The 17349-nt window shown below is 49.3% G+C and carries 18 protein-coding genes and 1 other RNA gene; 11 read left to right on the forward strand and 8 right to left on the reverse strand.

Annotated elements, in window-relative coordinates; genetic code table 11:
• On the forward strand, positions 1–183 hold a 183-nt coding region (locus L1D47_RS04685; protein ID WP_239882767.1), incomplete at its 5' end, for a hypothetical protein.
• A 1-nt stretch (position 184) separates the two neighbouring features.
• Here the strand turns inward: L1D47_RS04685 and L1D47_RS04690 are convergent.
• The 3 genes from L1D47_RS04690 to smpB all read right to left on the reverse strand — a co-directional run bounded on the left by L1D47_RS04690 (position 185) and on the right by smpB (position 1601).
• Positions 185–466: an integrase arm-type DNA-binding domain-containing protein gene (locus tag L1D47_RS04690; protein ID WP_345778754.1), complete on the reverse strand. Its 282-nt coding sequence runs from the start codon at positions 464–466 to the stop codon at positions 185–187.
• Between the two features lie 165 nt (positions 467–631).
• Positions 632–987, reverse strand: a transfer-messenger RNA (tmRNA) gene (gene ssrA, locus L1D47_RS04695).
• 122 nt (positions 988–1109) lie between these two features.
• On the reverse strand, positions 1110–1601 hold the full coding sequence (gene smpB / locus L1D47_RS04700; RefSeq protein WP_011865070.1) for an SsrA-binding protein SmpB: 492 nt from the start codon (positions 1599–1601) through the stop codon (positions 1110–1112).
• A 203-nt stretch (positions 1602–1804) separates the two neighbouring features.
• On the opposite strand from smpB, the gene L1D47_RS04705 reads away from it, so the two are divergent.
• Together L1D47_RS04705 and L1D47_RS04710 are read left to right on the forward strand one after the other, a co-directional pair.
• The gene (locus L1D47_RS04705; RefSeq protein ID WP_239882768.1) at positions 1805–2236 is read left to right on the forward strand and encodes an SRPBCC family protein; all 432 of its coding nucleotides are present in this window, start codon (positions 1805–1807) and stop codon (positions 2234–2236) included.
• Between the two features lie 28 nt (positions 2237–2264).
• Positions 2265–2597, forward strand: coding sequence for an RnfH family protein (locus L1D47_RS04710; RefSeq protein ID WP_239882769.1), 333 nt, complete (start codon positions 2265–2267; stop codon positions 2595–2597).
• A 127-nt stretch (positions 2598–2724) separates the two neighbouring features.
• On the opposite strand, the gene L1D47_RS04715 is transcribed toward L1D47_RS04710, so the two are convergent.
• Positions 2725–3225: an outer membrane protein assembly factor BamE gene (locus tag L1D47_RS04715; RefSeq protein ID WP_041510528.1), complete on the reverse strand. Its 501-nt coding sequence runs from the start codon at positions 3223–3225 to the stop codon at positions 2725–2727.
• 378 nt (positions 3226–3603) lie between these two features.
• On the opposite strand from L1D47_RS04715, the gene L1D47_RS04720 reads away from it, so the two are divergent.
• The 6 genes from L1D47_RS04720 (at position 3604) to L1D47_RS04745 (ending at position 12929) form a co-directional block, all read left to right on the forward strand.
• A complete protein-coding gene (locus L1D47_RS04720; protein WP_239882770.1) occupies positions 3604–4431 on the forward strand; it encodes an SAM-dependent methyltransferase in 828 nt (275 codons plus the stop codon).
• Between the two features lie 82 nt (positions 4432–4513).
• Positions 4514–4735, forward strand: a complete 222-nt coding sequence (locus L1D47_RS04725; RefSeq protein WP_239882771.1) for a hypothetical protein — start codon at positions 4514–4516, stop codon at positions 4733–4735.
• Between the two features lie 15 nt (positions 4736–4750).
• Positions 4751–6550 (forward strand): diguanylate cyclase, encoded by a 1800-nt coding sequence (locus L1D47_RS04730; protein WP_239882772.1) that lies wholly within the window; start codon positions 4751–4753, stop codon positions 6548–6550.
• A gap of 1514 nt (positions 6551–8064) precedes the next feature.
• Positions 8065–9699: a malate synthase A gene (gene aceB / locus L1D47_RS04735; protein ID WP_239882773.1), complete on the forward strand. Its 1635-nt coding sequence runs from the start codon at positions 8065–8067 to the stop codon at positions 9697–9699.
• Positions 9700–9806: 107 nt separating this feature from the next.
• Complete coding sequence (aceA, locus tag L1D47_RS04740) at positions 9807–11132, forward strand: isocitrate lyase (protein WP_239850003.1); 1326 nt, start codon at positions 9807–9809, stop codon at positions 11130–11132.
• A 348-nt stretch (positions 11133–11480) separates the two neighbouring features.
• Positions 11481–12929, forward strand: coding sequence for an HDOD domain-containing protein (locus L1D47_RS04745; RefSeq protein WP_239882774.1), 1449 nt, complete (start codon positions 11481–11483; stop codon positions 12927–12929).
• 339 nt (positions 12930–13268) lie between these two features.
• Here the strand turns inward: L1D47_RS04745 and L1D47_RS04750 are convergent, their stop codons facing one another.
• The 4 genes from L1D47_RS04750 to L1D47_RS04765 form a co-directional block, all read right to left on the reverse strand.
• Positions 13269–13712, reverse strand: a complete 444-nt coding sequence (locus L1D47_RS04750; RefSeq protein ID WP_239882800.1) for a nuclear transport factor 2 family protein — start codon at positions 13710–13712, stop codon at positions 13269–13271.
• Positions 13713–13765: 53 nt separating this feature from the next.
• Entirely contained in the window at positions 13766–14590 is an 825-nt protein-coding gene (locus tag L1D47_RS04755) for a M90 family metallopeptidase (RefSeq protein WP_239882775.1), read from the reverse strand.
• A 241-nt stretch (positions 14591–14831) separates the two neighbouring features.
• Positions 14832–15257, reverse strand: coding sequence for a CopG family transcriptional regulator (locus tag L1D47_RS04760; RefSeq protein WP_239882776.1), 426 nt, complete (start codon positions 15255–15257; stop codon positions 14832–14834).
• Positions 15217–15960: an AAA family ATPase gene (locus tag L1D47_RS04765; RefSeq protein WP_041510536.1), complete on the reverse strand. Its 744-nt coding sequence runs from the start codon at positions 15958–15960 to the stop codon at positions 15217–15219. Before L1D47_RS04765 ends, L1D47_RS04760 begins: the two co-directional genes overlap by 41 nt.
• Before the next feature lie 571 nt (positions 15961–16531).
• On the opposite strand from L1D47_RS04765, the gene L1D47_RS04770 reads away from it, so the two are divergent.
• Positions 16532–16756: a DUF3820 family protein gene (locus L1D47_RS04770; RefSeq protein ID WP_041510537.1), complete on the forward strand. Its 225-nt coding sequence runs from the start codon at positions 16532–16534 to the stop codon at positions 16754–16756.
• A 127-nt stretch (positions 16757–16883) separates the two neighbouring features.
• Entirely contained in the window at positions 16884–17186 is a 303-nt protein-coding gene (locus L1D47_RS04775) for a hypothetical protein (RefSeq protein ID WP_011865085.1), read from the forward strand.
• Positions 17187–17349: the final 163 nt, after the last annotated feature.

A 17349-nucleotide genomic window follows, 5' to 3' on the forward strand; every position in this document is an offset into this window, starting at 1 on the left:
AATCTTCAATTTATTGCGCTGTCGATTACAGAAAACAAACAAGTGCCCATTACAGGGCTCTTGTCGCAAGCTATAAGCAACAATGTTACTCAAACCATCTATCGACTTGCGCATATCAGTGATGCCGCATATCAAAGTGACATCAAGCCGGGTACTGTTATTAAACATATTGTCCTCCTATAAATCAGAAGAACAATGATGGTGGCTGATAGCTAAAATATGAAGGTGCAGTTTGTCGGACGCTTACTTTTCTCGCTTCCGCCAGCGATACGTCAGGGTAGGTACCCAAGCCTAGGTTGGCTCGCTTTTTGGTGATGGGCCGAGTGTAGTTTAATAGCCAGAATCTGGAGCCACTGGTTTTGACTCTGAGTGATAATCCTCTGCCATCGGAGAGATTGTATTCTTTGTCTCTAGGCTTTGCATTGGCGACTTGCGTGGCGCTAAGCTGTTTGGTGGTATTGCCCATAATTGTAACACCCAGATCTGTATTTTGGTCTGATGTTACATCAGGTGTTACAAAAACTCCAAGCTTCCCTGAGACGTTAAAAGACGTTAATAGAAGCTAAGTTGTTGATTTTAGCTTTCTGCAGACAGAAAAAAAGACGTCCTGAGACGTCTTTAATCCTTATATTGGTGGAGGCGGCGGGACTTGAACCCGCGTCCAAAAAGCCTACATCCTCGGCGCTACATGCTTAGTCTTTCTATTGGTTAACCAACAACACTCCGAAAGACAGGATTGTTATTGGCGAGTTCAGTACTGTTTCGCGGTTCACCCCTGAACATGGTTCCCTCGCTATCAAATGTAAAGGTGACCATCTTAATACTCTGCCCATTTGAGAAACGTGAGCAAGATGGCTAGCTAGCCTAAGCTGCTAGAGCGTAGTTATCGTCGTTTGCAACTATAACTGTGCGGCTTTTTACGAGGCCAACCGCCCCTCGGCATGCTCCTAGGGTTTCGTGAATCTTGTCGAATCCAGAATCGCCCCCAGTACAATGTCGATTGTAACCCGCGTTGTCCTCGATTTCCAAGGATTAATCACTGGGGCTACTATCGTTTGTTCGTTATCCGTACGTTTTATGCCAGACAAGTCGCTGAATAACAGCGGTTATTATCGTGCGGCATGTTTCATGGTACGAGATTTTTCAATCTTCCACTCGCGCTCTTTAGTGTCGTCGCGCTTGTCGTGCTCTTTCTTACCCTTACCCAGGCCGATCTCGAGCTTTACCCAGGCGTTCTTGCGCCAATACATGGAGATAGGCACGATAGAGTAACCTTGACGCTCGACCAAGCCCTGCAGTTTATCAAGCTCTCTGCGGTTGAGCAGCAGTTTACGATCGCGCATAGGGTCACATACCACGTGAGTCGACGCGGTATTGAGCGGTGTGATGGTGCATCCGAACAGGTAGGCCTCACCATCTCTGAGGAACACATAGCTCTCAGACAGGTTTACCTTTCCGACTCGGATCGATTTCACTTCCCATCCCATCAGGGATAAGCCGGCTTCAAATTTCTCTTCAAATTTATAGTCGAAGTTTGCGCGTTTATTGCGTGCAATCGTCGCCGGTGGGTTCTTTGATTTTTTTGCGTTTTTCTTAGCCATAGGAGGGCTATTATACGCGCGGTTAACCAATTTGGAATTGGCTCGCGTGATTATTTGTATAATTTGCCTGCGTAAACGGGTCGAGGTGGTGTTTTTTTGAGCTTGGTGTCAGTGCCGAGTGAGGTGACCCGTTCATTCGAGCATGTTAAAATCAGGTTTTTGCTTTATGGTGTCAAGGCCAAGGTTTCAGGTTAAACAGTCATATGCCCAAGATTTCCCGTAGCGTATTAGTGCGCTTTAGTGCCATGCAGATGTATGAGTTAGTCAACGATGTGGAGTCCTACAAGGAGTTTCTGCCGGGTTGTGTTGGCGGTAAGGTGCTTGAGTTCGATGGTAAAACCATGGTGGCCTCGGTCGATGTCTCTAAGGCGGGGATAAGCAAGACCTTTACCACACGTAATCAGGTTATTCCGGGTAAGCGGATTGAGCTGGCGCTAGAGAATGGTCCCTTCAAGCATCTACATGGTCAGTGGGAGTTTACCGAGCTGACGGAAGATGCCTGTAAGGTGGACTTTGAGCTTAACTTCGAGTTTTCCAGTTCGCTAGCGGATATGGCCTTTGGCAAGGTGTTCAAGGAACTCATGTCTTCTATGGTGGCCGCCTTTACCAGCCGCGCCAAAGTGATTTACAGCTAACAGCTATTTAGTCTCCCTAGGATGTAAGATGAGCGATCAAGATAAGTTTGCCGTTGAAGTAATTTATGCCTTGCCGACCCAGCAGAAGCGTATCAGTGTCATGGTGTCGCCGGGCACCAGTTGTATTGAGGCGGTGAAACAGAGTGATATCTGCCGTTTCTTTCCTGAGATCGATCTGGAGAAGGTCAAATTAGGTATTTTCAGCCGCGCCGTTAAGCATGATGAGGTGTTACATCCTGGGCAAAGAGTAGAGATCTACCGCCCGCTAATTGCCGACCCTAAAGATGTGCGTCGTCAACGGGCCGAGAAGGCCAAGAGTGAAGGCAGAGCCAATAAGACCACAGGGGCCAAGGTGAGTTAACCTGGTTTTATCTGGCCGCGAGCGAGAACAGAATTTAGATAGTAAAAAGGGTCTTAAGCAATGCTTAGGACCCTTTTTTCGTCTGAAAGCCCAGGCGCTAAAACAGGCCTGGTGCTAGTCATCGCCTTTATTCAAATTCTTTAACTTCGTTGAGTTCTTGCGCTTTTTTCTCTTCAACGAGTGGTTTGGTATCCGGGCGCTGCTCTGGGTTCAGCGGAACCAGATCGCCTTTAGGTGCGCCAAGTTCTGGCAGCGAGCTCTGATCCAGCGGCGTGTTAAAGTCGGCCGCCAGTTCATAGTCGCCATCGACGCTAGAAAGCTTGTCGTTGGTAAAGTGCAGCACCAGTTCTTTGTGGGTGATGCTGGCATCGCGACCACTCTTGTAGTGATAAACATAGTACCAGGTATCGTCAGAGAAGCTGTCGCGCAGCACGGGACGGCCCAGGATGTATTCGACCTGCTCTTTGGTCATCTCGATTCTGAGTTTTTCGACCTGTTGCGTCTCCATGTAGTTGCCTTGCGGTACATCAGGCTTATAGATCAGCCAGTCAAATACGCTACATGCGCTTAATGAAAGAGACAGCGCCGCTGCGCCTAATAGAGTAATACTATGTTTTTTGATGGTCATTGAATGCGCTACTTCCCTAAAAATCTGTCGGCCATGATACCCAAGCATTCCCCATGCTGACAAGCGCAATCGCCGTTTTCTGGATCTTGCCTGCGGATCAGCTAAGGCCTTTGTGTTTGGGGCGCCCAAGGGGAGGGCGAGTAGTTCAGACCGACGTGTTAACGATTAGTTTCATCGCCTTGCATGAATTTTGTCCAAATAGTGCGGCCTAAGCCTAGAGGCGTGATAAAAATGGCAGACTAATTAATTGTTAGTATTTGTTTTATCCCGATTTGTGGTAAGTTATTTTGGTTTACACCTTTGTAGCATTGGCTTAATTTGTTTAATTGAAAAAGCTGCAACAAGCCAAGGAGCAAACGGTGGTTGATTACCCGGGCAATGGACGGAAGCATCGATATGGGTGAAGCCTATACAAAAGGCAGTTTGGTTTGCGTAGGCACAGGTTTAAACCTGGGCGGTCAGATAACTGTGCTGAGTAAGAGTTATATCGAGCTGGCCGATGTCGTTTTTTCTTTAGTACCCGATGCCTTTTCCCTCCAGTGGCTGCAGAAGATGAATAGCGATGTTAGATCGCTGCATCGCTATTACGCCCAAGGTGATGAAGTTAAGAGCCGTCGCGATACCTATCAGCAGATGGTTGAGGCGATATTAACCAAAGTCAGGGCGGGTAAGCGGGTGGTTTGCGCCTTATATGGCCATCCTGGTGTCTTTGCCTGCGTGTCTCATATGGCCATTCGCCGGGCGCGGGAAGAAGGTTTTGAGGCCAAGATGGAGCCAGGGATCTCGGCTGAAGCCTGTTTATGGGCCGATGTGGGGATCGACCCGGGGCAGTCTGGTCATCAGAGCTTCGAGGCCAGCCAATTAATGTTTTATTGCCATACGCCGGACCCTGCTACCCATCTGCTGCTGTGGCAGATAGCCATCGCCGGTGAGCACACCCTTACCAAGTTTCACACCAATTCGGACTGCTTACGGGTCTTAGTCGAGCAGCTTAGCGAGTGGTATCCCTTAGACCATGAAGTCATTCTGTATGAGGCGCCCAATTTACCGACTCAGGTGCCTCGAATCGAACGTCTATTACTCAAGGCGCTGCCGGAAGCCAAGTTAAGTCCTATTACTACCCTGTTAATACCACCTGCAGCGCCACTCAGCGTAAATCATAAGGTTTTGGCAAAACTCGGAATTTCAGAAGACTTATTGGGGTAAAAATGAGATTGAGTTTGAGCAACTTAGAGTGGTCAAACTTTTGTCTAGCAACTAGTGTTATTACATAACAACGGAGAATGATATGTCTAAGCTAAGCGATTTTTTTCAGAAATTAGGTTCGGATGCCGCGCTGTTAGAGGCTTATAAGGCTGACCCTAAAGGTGTGATGAAGGCCAATGGCCTGACGGATGAGGAGATTCAGGCGGTGTTGTCTGGCGATAAGGCGCAGCTCGATTCGCTTTCGGGCGATACCAGCGAAGTACAGTCATATCTACTGATCACTAACCCAGATGACAGCAAGTAACCCTTAGTAATTTATATGCATTACCTCAGACTATTCTTGGCTTGTGTCTTTTCGATAGCATTTTGCCCGCTTGCCACCGCGAGTGACGTCGACTACGACGCCGTTATCGATGAGTTAAAGGCCGCGCTGATTGCAGAGCCAGCCAAATCGTCTGAGGTAATTGCCTACCTTAAAGAGAATACTCAGCACTTGAGCCGCGAACAGAGGGCTCGGGTGTTAACACTTGAGAGTAACAAGGAGATGTTTAACGGCGCCTATGAACGCGCCTTTAATCTACTCATTCAGGCCGAGCAACTGAGCCACTCTCCCGAAATTCAAAATTCCATCTATTTGTATCAAGCCACCGCACTGATCGCCATGAAAAACTATCAGGGGGCACTGGATGCGATGGCGAAGAATCTCGACCGTATCGAACAGATAGATGATGTCACCATCAAGATGACCTCCTATCTAAGGCTCGCTAATCTTTATTTGGATCTCGAAGTCTATGATGAGGTGAAGCGCTACGCCTCACTGGCCTATAGCCTAAGTCGTGATAGCTCGCCTAAGGAGCAGTGTTACGCCCAGGTACTACTGGCGGCAGGGGAGTTAAAGCTCTCTCAATATGATGAGGCCAAGCAATTATTTGCCGATACCAGAGCCTTCTGTCATGAACATAACATACCGCTTATCGTCGCCATGGCCGACAAAGGTAAGGGGACGTCGCTCCTTAAATTGGGTGAGCTGCAGCAGGCCGAGAGGCTATTCCAGTCAGCCCTAACCGAATACAAGACATTTAAGTTCCAGTTAGAGATAAACGATGTAAACGCCTTGCTGGCCGAAACCTACTTGATGAAGAAAGAGGTGGACAGTGCCAAGCAATATGCACAACAAGTCATAGACGTACCAGACGATCCTAGTGTCCTCAGCGCGAAGAAGCGTGCCTATAAGGTGATGGCGGATGCCTTATCCGTAGAGGGTGAGTATCAGCTGGCCTATCGCTATCTGGACAGGTATTTGCAGCTGAGTGAAGCCGCTATCGATGAGACCAAGGCGAAGGCCTATGCCTATCAGATGGCTAAGTTTGAGAATGCCGAGAAGGCCCGCGAAATCAAGATGCTGAATCAGGACAGGGCACTCTATACGGCGCAGCAAAAAGTGGTGGAGCTGGAGAGGTATAACGAGAGCATGGCGTTGATGATTGCCATTGGCTGCTCTATCTGTCTCATCATCTTCGGCGCCTCTATGTTTGTGCAAAAGCGCAAATACAAGCGTATCTCGCAACGAGATCCGTTAACCGGCGTATTGAATCGTGGTACGGGACAAGATTTTGCCGAAAACCTGTTTGTCGATGTGCTGGCCCATCGCAACGTGTTTAGTGTGGTGATGTTCGATTTAGACCACTTTAAATCGATTAACGATACCTATGGCCATAGTGCCGGAGATTGGGCGCTGCGTCGTGTGGTGGAAGCCGTTTCACCGTGTCTCAAGGGGCGCGATCTATTTGTGCGTATGGGCGGTGAAGAGTTTGCGATATTCTTACCTTATACAGATGAACAGGCAGCCTTAAAGGTCGCCAAACAGTGCCGCCTTGCCATAGAGTCTATTCAGACCCGTCCTCACTACAGCGACTTAAGTATCACCGCAAGTTTCGGTGTCTGTACCAGTGTGGAGGATGACCTTAGCCTGGACCCACTCATGAAGCGCGTCGATATCGCCATGTACCAGGCCAAGCGCAATGGCCGCAACTGTGTGGTGATGTACCGTCCTGGTATGGCGACCATGTCTGACAAGGCGGCAAACCCGACTAACGCCACTAATGCAGTAAATGCATAATGGCTATTTAGTGCTTAGTATTTATAGGCTAGCGTTTAGTGCCCAGTATTAATGCCCAGTATTAATACATAGCGGGCTTATTCGTCTCTATCCTTTAACCCCTTGAAGTTATGTATTTGAATGCGATTAAGCTGAACTCTTGATTGGCCTCTCGTCCTGCGCATTAAATCTGGTTTTAGGCCATCTAACTTGCTTCCCCCGTGATGTATCTCCAACTTAATTGGCTCTTTTTAGTGACTCCTTAAATGGCTCCCTTTGACGTTTGTGAAAATGCTATGGGCCTATTTGTTCATGCCGTAGGTTGCTCTTAATCGCGGGTATTTAATCCCTTGTTGGGCATGTTCATCTGATCTGGCATTGGAGTTATCTTAGAGTAGTGGCTTAATCATGTGCCTGTGCCTGTGCCTGTGCCTGTGCGCCCTGGTGCCCACTAATTGCCCGTCTACTTGCCTTTCATCCTATGGCCATGGCGCCGTTTGCCTGCCTGCGTTAACTACTATCACCCCTCTTTAACTCTTATCTCATGAATCAATCCATATAGGAAAGCACTCGTATCCTAGTTTGAGAATACAGTCGATATCACTAGAAATTTGTTTTCACAGCTTATTTTTTAAGAGCTTAGGGGACGTTTCCTGGCTTTAGGCCTTAGCTTTTTATTATTAGCTTTTGGGTTTTAGCTTTTGGGTTTTAGGCACTAGATTTCCAGCATTATTTTCTAGGCTTTAGCTCCCTTCCTCACACCGTCTGATGTGGTTTGTGTATCGGATCACTTAGGCAATTAGCCTTAGGAGGGCAAGTCTGCCCGCATAGAGAGCGGAGCTTGGCGCGAATGATGAATGACTATTTTGGGGTAAGTATGCAATTTATTCGGTTTTTTTGGATTTTTTTTGCATCAAACCAAAAAAAATCGTGATGTTGATCGACAAACGCTACCGATTTGTGACAAGTCATATCGCCCGTCTTTTATTGCGTTTACGTAAACGTCAAATTAAAACGTGTATTTGATTTTTGTTTGTTCTGTGTGTCAGGTAATGCACTGAATATTAGTGGTTTATTATGGTTTACTCGCAAGGAAAGCAAAACGAACGGCTCTAAATTCGCTCAGGCTTTAAGCTTGATTATGTGTACCGTTAATCTTACTTGGTGTAACTAAATTACGTAATTGCTTTCTTTGGTTGGTTGTTGGTTAATTTGTCTGACAAGTTTAAGGTTTTGTCGTTTTTAATGCTGGCTGTAGAGTTTTAAATTCATAAAAATCAGTACCTAATATCCACACTTCGGTTTTGGTCTTACCAATTTTTTGTGATGTAACTGCGGTATTTTAGCTGTTTTTCTCGCCAGGTGTATTGTTGCAATCCCAACAGTTTGTTAGTAGGTTTTGTTCAAAACGTACATTTGTAACCCATTACTGGTGTTTCAAGCTGTATGGCCAGCACTAGCGGCGTGGCAAGCCCTAATGTTGTGGGCTGGATGAATTGAAATTAACGGTAAGTGAGCGCTTGGGAGATATCGGGATGACTGAACAGGTAATGAATAAACATCAGCTGGATACGGGATTGTCTATCCTGGGGGCGACAGTGCCAGGGCAAGAGATAGTGCTTAACGAAGGCACGCTTAGCTTGCTTGAAGTCTTATGTGATCAGTTTGCGGCAGAGGTGCGAAATCTGCTCGACATGCGTAAGCAGAAGCAGGCATCGATCGATAACGGCGCCTTGCCGGACTTCTTACCCGAGACTCGTGCCATAAGAGACGGCGATTGGCAGATCCGCGGTATCCCGCAAGATCTACAGGACAGACGCGTCGAGATCACCGGTCCTGTGGACCGTAAGATGATCATTAACGCCCTAAATGCCAACGTTAAAGTTTTCATGGCCGACTTTGAAGATTCATTGGCACCAAGCTGGACTAAGGTGATCCAGGGACAGATTAACCTGCGTGATGCGGTGCGTGGCGAGATTGAATATACCGCCCCCGAAACAGGCAAGCATTACACCCTTAATGATGACCCCGCGGTGCTTATCGCTCGCGTTCGCGGCCTGCATCTTAAGGAGAAGCATGTGGCCTTCAATGGCGAGGCGATCCCTGGCGCGCTGTTCGATTTCTGCCTCTACTTCTATCACAACTATCGTCAATTGCTGGAGAAGGGCAGCGGACCTTATTTCTACATCCCTAAACTCGAGAGTCATGTGGAGGCACGCTGGTGGGCCAAGGTGTTTGCCTTTGTCGAAGAGCGTTTCTGTCTGACGCCGGGCACCATTAAGTGTACCTGCCTCATCGAAACCTTACCCGCGGTGTTCGAGATGGAGGAGATCCTCTATGAACTTCGCTCAAACATAGTGGCGCTCAACTGCGGCCGCTGGGACTACATCTTCAGCTATATCAAGACATTGAAGAATCATAGCGATCGCATCTTGCCCGACCGTCAGGCGGTCACCATGGATAAGCCGTTCCTGAGCGCCTACTCGCGCCTGCTGATTAAGACCTGTCACAAGCGTGGCGCCCTGGCGATGGGGGGCATGGCGGCCTTTATTCCTGCCAAAGACGCTGCGCAAAACGAGGCTGTGCTGGTTAAGGTTCGCGGCGACAAAGAGCTTGAGGCGCGTAATGGCCACGACGGTACCTGGGTAGCGCATCCAGGTCTGGCGGACACTGCCATGGGGATCTTCAACGAGTATATAGGTGAGGATCACGTCAACCAGCTGCACATCACTCGTGATGTTGATGCGCCAATCCAGGCAAGGGATCTCCTCATGGCTTGCGAAGGCGAACGCACCGAGTCGGGTATGCGCCTCAACATCCGTATCGCGCTGCAATATATCGAGGCCTGGATCCGTGGTAACGGCTGTGTACCCATCTATGGCCTGATGGAAGATGCGGCGACGGCAGAGATTTCGCGCACCTCTATTTGGCAGTGGATCCAACATGAGCAGAAGCTCTCAAACGGCAAGCTGGTCACCAAGGAGCTGTTTAAAGAGATGCTGGTCGAAGAGCTGGCCAACGTCAAACTCGAGGTGGGACCAGATCGCTTTACCCACGGCAGCTTTACTCAAGCGGCCGTCCTGCTGGAAGAGATCACCACCTCTGATGAGCTGGTGGATTTCCTCACCCTGCCAGGCTACGAGATATTGACCCAGGGCGACAATGCTTAACGAGATGATTTTATAAATGAAAGGGTAATACCCAAAACCTATTTAGCGCCTTTGAATGTGAGTGGTATTGAGGGAGCTGGATGCTAACACCTGAGATGGAGAAGATTATGACTAAGGCAACTACACAGATTTCACGTCAAGAACAGATTGATGCGATTAAACAAGATTGGGCTGAAAATCCACGTTGGGCCGGCGTTCGTCGCCCCTATTCAGCAGAGGACGTAGTGGCCTTACGCGGTTCGATTGTCCCGGAAAATACCCTGGCAACTCGCGGTGCGGAAAAACTATGGCAGCTGGTTAACGGCGGCGCTAAGAAAGGCTATGTCAATTCACTGGGTGCCCTCACTGGTGGTCAGGCGGTACAACAAGCTAAGGCGGGAATCGAGGCCATTTATCTGTCAGGCTGGCAGGTGGCCGCCGACGCGAACCTGGCGGGCACCATGTACCCGGACCAGTCTCTCTATCCGGCAAACTCTGTGCCTGCTGTAGTTCAGCGCATCAATAACTCGTTCCGCCGCGCCGATCAGATCCAGTGGAGCAATCAGGTTGACCCACAAGATGAGGCCTACACCGACTACTTCCTGCCTATCGTAGCCGATGCAGAAGCGGGTTTTGGCGGTGTGCTTAACGCCTACGAGTTGATGAAGAACATGATCGACGCTGGCGCCGCCGGTGTGCACTTTGAAGATCAGCTGGCCTCGGTGAAGAAGTGTGGTCACATGGGCGGTAAGGTACTGGTACCGACTCAAGAAGCGGTACAGAAGCTGGTATCTGCGCGTCTGGCGGCCGATGTGAGCGGCGTACCGACGCTGGTTATCGCCCGTACCGATGCAAACGCTGCGGATCTGCTGACCTCTGACTGCGACCCATACGATCGCGACTTCATCACCGGCGAGCGTACTTCTGAAGGTTTCTACCGTGTAAATGCCGGCATCGACCAGGCTATCTCTCGCGGTCTGGCCTACGCGCCTTACGCCGACCTAATCTGGTGTGAGACCGCCAAGCCTGATCTGGAAGAGGCGCGCCGCTTTGCCGAGGCGATTCACGCACAATACCCAGATCAGCTGCTAGCCTATAACTGTTCACCGTCTTTCAACTGGAAGAAGAACCTGGACGATGCCACCATCGCTCGCTTCCAGCAGGAGCTGTCGGACATGGGGTATAAGTACCAGTTCATCACCTTAGCCGGTATTCACAACATGTGGTACAACATGTTCGATCTTGCCTATGACTATGCGCGCGGTGAAGGCATGAAGCACTATGTTGAAAAGGTACAGGAAGTTGAATTTGCGGCGGCGAAGAAGGGTTACACCTTCGTGGCACACCAGCAAGAGGTGGGTACAGGCTACTTCGATAAGGTGACCAATGTGATCCAGGGCGGTGAGTCTTCGGTTACGGCGCTGACAGGCTCGACAGAAGAGGAGCAGTTCTAAAGTTTCGACTTGCTGTCCTTTAGCAGCGGTTGTTCCTCGCACCGTGTTCCTACGTGCGGTGCGAGGTTTTTCTTTCCTTTCCAAATTGTTATTTTTGCTTGCCTTGGCGGTCCCTCTTGAGCCGCCTTTTTTATTTTCTTCTTATCTTTTGAGGCCGCTCGTCGATATAAAGGTGAAATCCTCGCCATGTGGATCGGGTATAGGTGATAAACGTGATTTGCCTCTGGCGACAGATGTAATTGTTATGGTATAAGTTTTTCTGCCTATAATTCATCAAAGACGGCGCCAGGCAACTAAGCGCTATCCTTATTTCTTCATATAAAGAGTAGATACGCATTGAACACTGCTATGTCAGGAAAAGGTGCAGAGTACTGGACCAAACGCATCAGCGAACAGGAGATGCCGGCACTTAGCTCGACGGTGAAGACCCTAGAGAAGCTTGCCAAAGACGATGTTTCCTCCCTGGCGATACTCGGCCGCAGCGTGATGCATGATAACGCGCTGACCTCGCGACTTCTTAAGGTGGCCAACAGCGCCATCTATAACAAGGGGATCTCCCACGTTACGACCGTGAGCCGCGCGGCCGTTGTTCTGGGCTTCGATACCATACGTAATATCTGTATTACCGCTAAGCTCCTCAGCAGCCTTTTAGAAAACAAAGGGTTATCAGAGGATGTCTATCAGAGGCTACTCACCCTGATGGCAAGAGCCTTCCAGGCAGCCATGCTGGCCAAGATGATGCTTAAAGACCACGACGAAGAGCTGCAGGAAGAGGTGTTTATCGCCGCGCTGCTCTATCACCTGGGGGAGAGTGCCTTTTGGAGCATGGGCGGTGAAACGACAGAGCAGCTCAATGCGCGTCTCAATCAGGTGGACGAAAAAGAAGCCAGCGCCGTGGTCAGAGAGGTGCTGGGAACCTCCTTTACCCAGCTGTCCATGGGGATCGCCAAAAACTGGGGTCTTGGTGAGGTATTGGTGAAGTCCTTGTCGAATCCCAATGAGCGCACTCCCGAGATCCGCTCCATCTATCTTGCCAATAAGATCAGCGAGTTGATGGCGAGCGACAGCAAAGATATTACCGAGCTGAATCACCGTATCAAGCAGGCAGCAGACATGCTGGACCTCGAGGTGGATGAGTTTAAAGGGCGGATGATCCAGTGTAGCCATGCCACCCGAAAGTTGGCCGATACTTATGGTGCCAAGGTACTGGTGGCCTTCCTGCCCGATACCCATCGGTTGACGCTGGCGGCTGAGCCAGAGGATGAGCCGGTTAAGGTACGCGAGCTTAATGTCGAGCTGCAGCTGAAGAAGCTTAGGGAGCTCACAGATTGCGCCATCAACAAGGCAAACTTTAATGAGGTGATCACTATTACCCTCAGCGGCCTGCTCGATGGCATAGGCATGGATCGCTGCGCCGTCATGCTACTCTCGCTAAATCGTAAGCGCCTGCAACCTAGGGTGGTGGTTGGCGAGAACAGCGACAAGATGAAGAATGAATTTATCGTCGAGCTCAATCACGACAAGAATGTGTTTGGCGAGAGTGTAGAGCTCAAGAAGCCGCTGTTTATCGACAACCCAAGCTCGGAAAAGTGGCGCCTCTATACCGACGAAGCGCTCAGGCGCCATACCTCGCCAATGGGCTTCATGTTGGCGCCGATATTGGTGGATAACAAGGTGATTGGCCTGTTATATGCCGACAGGCACAGCTCAGAGCGCAAGCTGGTTGATGCGGATTTCGATCGTTTTACCCATTTTGCTCAGCTGACCAATCTCTGCCTCTCTGTCTCGGTGCACTAGGGCCTTTTATCTGTTAGCTTTCTGTTTGCTTTAAGATTTGTTCAATCTAAGCGAGCTTTGGTCGATGCAGGAGCAATGAAGCCATTCACATGGTCGTACTATTGGTCGTACTATTGGTCGTACTATGTGAATGGCGAGCAGTAATACCAATCACAGTAAACATGTGATCAGAAATAGCGCAGGAAAAACGCTTGAGAACCAAGCAGGATTTTTAGATAAGTAGTTATTCTACAATTAAAAATACTAATACAGTTATCGAGCGTTTTAACAAGCTAGAATGATCAATTGTTTATTACGATTGGTATAACCCTCAAACTGCAAGGTCAACAGGCCCTAGCTCTATTTGCCTTTGCTGGCGGCGCTGATCTGCGCCGTGATCCGTTTGGCCATGGCGTTGGGGATTGGAAAACTCAGGTGATATTGCAATATCTTCCAGCCCTCAGGGGTGAGGACCAGGGTGCCTGTGCCGCGGCAGTTGCCATAGGACTTACTGCTTAAATGCTCATCGAAGACGATCACCTCGCCGTGCTGTTCTAGCTGCCTGGATACCAGGGTGTAGTGCCAGCCCTTGGTGGGACTGGCGTAGGCGGCAAACTCCTTCATGGTCCAGTTTTCCGTTGCATCGGTACCGATAAAATGGGCGTCATCGGTATAGAGGGCAAAATACTTGTCCCAATCGGCGCTGGCGGCGTAACTGTGCAACTTGTCTAAGGTCTGAGTCGCCTCTAGTGGGGTCTCGGCGCGGCTAATGCTGCTGAGCAGCAGGGCGCAGCCTGCAAGCATCCAAGTCAGCGAGTGATGTCTGACGGCCATGGTATTACTCCTTTTAAATCCGTTTAATGCCAGTTTACCGGATCTAGTTTGAAAAATTGACTCATCTGTTGATAGAGGGCCGGGTGCTGCTGATAAAAGTCATGGGGACGCTCGAAGAAGGTTTCGGTGATCACCGCGAAGAACTCGGCCTCGTTGGTAGCGCCGTAATAGTTAAACAGGCTGGGCTGATGGTACTTGGCGTCTTCGCGCAGCTGTTCAAACTCCTGAGTCATGATGCTTGACCATGACTGGTAGTCGTTAGCATTAGCCAGGATGGGCGCGCCGTTGGAGTGGCCATCTTCTTGATCCAGCTGGTGGGCAAACTCGTGGATCACCACGTTGTGGCCATCGTAAGGCTGAGCCGCGTCTTCCTTGGCGGTATGCCAGGAGAGCACGACCTTGCCAAACTCCCAGGACTCACCCGAGAGAATATTTTTTCGCTCCCAGAAGGTTCCATCGCCATTTTGCTGCATCTGATTGACGATAAACAGGCTAGGGTAAACCAGTATCTGTTTCAGCTTAGGGTAGTAGTCAGTGTCGCGATTAAGCAGTAACAGACAAGCCTGGGCGGCGATGGTGACCCGGATCTCATCATCAATTGCTATGCCCTGACACCCGACGAAGCGCTTCTCGGCGATGAAGATCTGAATGTGGCGCTTGAGCTGTAGCTGCAGGTCGCTGGGGAGGGCGCGAAAGTAGGGCATGCGGCGTTTGAGTATGGCGCGCCAGCCCTCGGGAAAGGGGCGCTTGGCGATCTGCGCGCGGCGATACCTGACATACTTTGGCTTAAACAGTATGTAACCTATGGCGGCGCTACTGACCAGCGCGAGAATAAAGATGGCTAGCATAAAAATCTCCCTATGATATAGCAAGATATGGTGTTGCTTGTCGCAAATTCAATCTTAGGGAGAGAAAAAAGCAGTGGAGAAAAAAAGCTGGCAGCCCTAAGTTCGGAAAATGAAATCTGTCGCTGCCAGAAAGGTTAGGGAGACGGGCTGAAAGGAGCGACGCGCTGGGTGATGATGTGCCCAGCGCGTCTGGGGATATATGTTAATCGACTAATGTAATCGGCTAATTTAATCGCCTAATTTAATCGACTATGATTGATTGTTCCTTCTGTTGCCGCTCACTCTCAGATAACGAGTAATGATGCTCGATGAGAAAACGGATCAGTTTCGACTTAGCTACATCGCAGCCGCTGGCCAATTCGGCAAGGTGCGCGATAGCAGACTCGCTCAGGGTGAAGGTCGCCTTGCGATAAGGCCCTGTTCCCTTGGGCACCACCTTAGGTGTCGCCTGAGATGCGTGGCGATTTAAAAAATCACCATCGAAACCCGTTTCTAAGTCGATAACCTCGGCCATCTGCTGTACATTGCTCGGCTGCCCGGCGGCATAGTGGGTCGCATCGTCGATGAAGTCATCGATCAAGGCATCGAGCGAAATATTCAGTAGCTTACGGTTTTGTCTCGCGGCACTAGACTGCGTAGAGCTTTTCTTGAGATCGGCCAGACCCATAGTTACCCCTTAACTTATCCATCTGTTTTTCGGCGAGACGATTGCGAATTTCTGTGGCACTGGAAGCCTGTAACATTTCACAGGCGATGCTGCGGATCTCTTCGGCGGCCTTGCCTTTTGGTTGTGTTTCCATGACAGACAGACCCGATTCTTCGCTGTCATCATAAATGTTTCGGCTGTAGGTGATGGCGTCGAGTACGTTGATGTCGTACGTCTTACACACCTCTTTGGCTTCCATGATGCGGTTAGCCTGGTTTGGCAGGCTAGGGCATTGGGTGATCACGAAAGATGCGCGCATCTTAGGGTTAATCATCATACAGGTCGCGACGATATCATCCATGTGGCTCACGGTTTTCAAGTCTCTGCGCTTCGGACGCAGTGGCATCAACACATGAGAGGCGACCGACATGGTGGCACGCAGTGCCAGGTTGTCCTGGCCACCACAGTCGACCAGCACATAGTCATAGTGCTGCTCTAGGCTGAGCAGATCGTTACGTATCTTGCCGTAGAGCTGTACACAGTTGATGCCGGCCAGGGTGCCGTTGTTGTTACGAGCTTGAATCCAGTCCGAGGTGGTCCGCTGGGGATCACAATCGACCATGATGACCGACGCGCCGCATTCTACAGTGAGAAATACCGCTATGTTTTGGGCTAAACAGCTCTTTCCGCTACCGCCTTTTTCACCGCCAACTAAAATGATCATTCTATTTCCTCTCGACTGCCAATGATTGCCGATGTTTGTTGTTAGGTTCCCAAGTGATGTACTGCTATCTCGCGATCTCACCTGTTTGGGCATGACTCCAATTTAGGTGTTAATTAATTGTTGGTCAACTACATGAAAATTGACGTTTTTTTTGATTGTGGCGCTTGTCATTAAGTTGACGTTTCGGCTTGTTTGGCGGATATTTGACGCTAAGGGCTTTTGGAGTAAAAAGTTATCTTTAAGCTTTTATAAAACAGTGTTTTACTGTTTTTGTGTTGGTTTTAGCGGCTAGTTTTTCATACTTATGCCTTAAAAGCGTAAGACTTTCACCCTACTCTTATTTCTGTTTTGTTTGCTTTTTGGTTTTTATATTTCCAAATGTTATATCTGTAATGGCTAAAACTTTGAAGTCGGTTGGCTTGTCGCTGCAAAAATTTACCTTATGTTTCAATGCGACGCGCGGGAAATGAGCATGTGTAATTGCGATGTCGTCAAAGCTTCTTGGTTTGACGCCTGTAGTCACGTAAGCTGGGCCGCGTACTTTTCCCGATAGCCGTTTAGGATAGTCAAGATGGATCAACAGGCCTTAATCGAGGCGATAAATCAAAAAATGCCCTTTGGTAAATATGCCGGGTTACGCTTACTCGAGCTGCCAGAGCCTTATTTAGTCTGGTTTCATAGTAAAGGCTTTCCCGAGGGGAAGTTAGGTCAGCAGTTGGCGCTGATCTATGAGGTGAAGCTCAATGGTCTGGAGGGCATGCTCAAGCCTTTATTAGTTCCACGTAAGCAGGGATAAAATTCGGGAATGAGAGCTTGATCTAAAACTGATTCATTGAATGCTGTTTTAAGAGCTCCGGGTAGAGATTTATGGCTAAGGCCATGTTTTAATGCAGGGGTTAAAGGCAAACACTTAAGGAATGACAATGATAACTAAATTAGTTCGTTTAGCCGCTGCGGCCACCTTAGCCCTGGGGATCTCGAGTGCCTGGGCGGCTGGTGTAGTGCATCAAGGTACTGTGGTCGATACCATGAATGGTGGCGGTTATACCTATGTGCAGATCAAAGAGGCCGATAAGACTTTCTGGGCGGCAGGACCCCAGGCCGAGGTGAAAAAAGGTGACGTCGTTGTCGTTCAAGAGCAGATGTGGATGAATGACTTTACTAGCAAGACACTTAACCGCACCTTCGATGAACTCTTGTTTGTGGGTCGCATCGACAAGAAGTAATTTGCGCGGCTAAGTAGCCGGATGAATATAAGAAATAGTGCCGATAACTTGTTATCGGCACTATTTTTTTACCTAATAGGGACTAAAATCAGCTGCAATTTACGCAAACAGGTGGCCGTATGGATTGGCAAAGGGGCGACGAGCGCCTGAGCTTCTCTGCCTG

Source organism: Shewanella sp. Isolate7 (assembly GCF_022398425.1).
Taxonomy (GTDB): domain Bacteria; phylum Pseudomonadota; class Gammaproteobacteria; order Enterobacterales; family Shewanellaceae; genus Shewanella.